Source organism: Nostocoides australiense Ben110, from assembly GCF_001050535.1.
In the GTDB taxonomy this organism is placed as follows: domain Bacteria; phylum Actinomycetota; class Actinomycetes; order Actinomycetales; family Dermatophilaceae; genus Nostocoides_A; species Nostocoides_A australiense.
This window is the reverse complement of record NZ_HG764815.1, coordinates 3523491-3525312: the sequence shown is the minus strand read 5'-3', so window position 1 is coordinate 3525312 and position 1822 is coordinate 3523491. Positions and strand designations below refer to the sequence as shown.

General features: G+C 71.8%; 2 protein-coding genes. One reads left to right on the top strand and one right to left on the bottom strand.

Going from position 1 to position 1822, the window contains the following annotated elements:
- Window positions 1–1305, bottom strand: a 1305-nt coding sequence (locus BN11_RS17215; protein WP_235435527.1) for a DEAD/DEAH box helicase, incomplete at its 3' end; no start/stop codon positions are given.
- A gap of 12 nt (window positions 1306–1317) precedes the next feature.
- On the opposite strand from BN11_RS17215, the gene BN11_RS25380 reads away from it, so the two are divergent.
- Window positions 1318–1822, top strand: a 505-nt coding sequence (locus BN11_RS25380; protein ID WP_048699552.1) for a hypothetical protein, incomplete at its 3' end; no start/stop codon positions are given.

Sequence of the window (1822 nt, the reverse complement as noted above, 5' to 3'; positions counted from 1 at the left end):
ACCCGGGCCACGGCGGCCCCGCATCGGGCGCGGGGCGATGATCGACTGCCATACCTCGTCCGGGACCGGCCGCTCGCTCGGCTCGACGCCCTCGGCGGCGGCGCCGGCGTTGTCGAGGCGCTCGGGGGCGATCGACAAAGCGACCTCCTCGATGATCTTCTCCATCGCCTTGCGCTGATGCGGCAGGGCGAGGGTGACGACGGCCCCGGTCGAGCCGGCGCGGGCGGTGCGGCCGGCGCGGTGGACGTAGGTCTTGTGGTCGGCGGGCGGGTCGACCTGCACGACCTGGCTGACGTCGTCGACGTGGATGCCGCGGGCGGCGACATCGGTGGCGACGAGCACCTGGAGGCGGCCGTCCTTGAACGCTTCGAGGACCTTGTTGCGCATCGACTGATTGAGGCCGCCGTGGATCGGGCCGGCCATGATGCCGCTTTCGCGCAGTTGTCGCGCAACGCGATCCGCGCCCAGCTGGGTGCGCACGAAGACGAGCGTCTTGCCCGGCCGGCCGCTGATCTGGGCGGTGAGCGTCTTCTTCATCGACGGCTCGATGAGCAGCACTCGGTGCTCCATGGTGCTCACGGCCGCGGTCGGATCGTCGGTCGAGTGCGTCACCGGGTCGACGAGATACTTCTGCGCGAGTTCGTCGATCCCGCGGTCCAAGGTGGCCGAGAAGAGCAGCCGCTGACCACCCTCGGGGATCAGGTCCATGATCTCGGTGACCTCGGGCAGGAAGCCGAGATCGGCCATGTGATCGGCCTCGTCGAGGATGACGATCTCGACGTCGTCGAGCAGCGCAGCACCGCGCTCGATCAGATCCTGCAACCGGCCCGGCGTGGCGACGATCAGGTCGACTCCCCGGTCCAGCGCCGTGAGTTGCGGCGGGTAGGGCATGCCGCCCGCGACGACCTTCTGGCTGACGCCGACGGCCCGCGAGATCGGCTCGAGAGCGTCCGAAACCTGAAGTGCCAGTTCACGAGTCGGCACCAGCACCAGCGCCCGCGGGCGGTTCGGGGTGGCACGCTGACCGCTCAAACGCGCAATCGTCGGCAGCCCGAAGGCCATCGTCTTGCCCGATCCGGTCTGACCCCGCCCGAGGAGATCCTTGGCCTCAAGCGCGTCGGGAATCGTGGCCGCCTGAATGGGGAACGGCCGGCGAATCCCGCGGCTCGCCAGCGCCGTCACGATCGCCTCGGGAAGCCCGAGGTCGGCGAACGTCGGCCCACCGTCCTCGTGGTCGACCGACGCCGGCGCTGGTGGTGGCGTGGTGTCGGGTATGCCGCGCGACCGCGCCCGCTCCTCCCGCACCGGTCGGGGGGTATGCCGCGCCGCCTCCCCCGCACGCCCTGCCGGCCGGCGAGTGGGGCGCTCGTCGCGTTCCCACGGCCGGACTCCGAACCGTTCGCCGCCCCGGTCGTCGCGGGAAGACCGGTTCTCCCGGGAGGCCCGGTCGTCGCGAGAGGCTCGGTCATCGCGGGACGGGCGGCGCTCATCGCGAACCCGGAAGTCACCGCGATCGTCGCGGTACGACCCGCGCTCGCCATCCTCCCGGAACGGACGCCGGTCGTCACGGCCCCGGGAGCCATCGCGGTCCTCACCATACGGGCGACGGTCGCGTTCCTCCCGGAACGGACGGTCGTCCCGGTCCCGCCGATAGCCCCGGTTCCCCCGATCATCACGGAAGGCGCGGGCACCCCGGTCCTCCCGGTCGTTTCGGCCTCGCTCGTCCCGGTCGTTTCGGCCTCGCTCGTCCCGGCCGTAGCGACGCGATCCGCGGTCGTCGCGGAACGGTGCCCGGTCGTTTCGGCCCCGCTCGTCCCGGCCG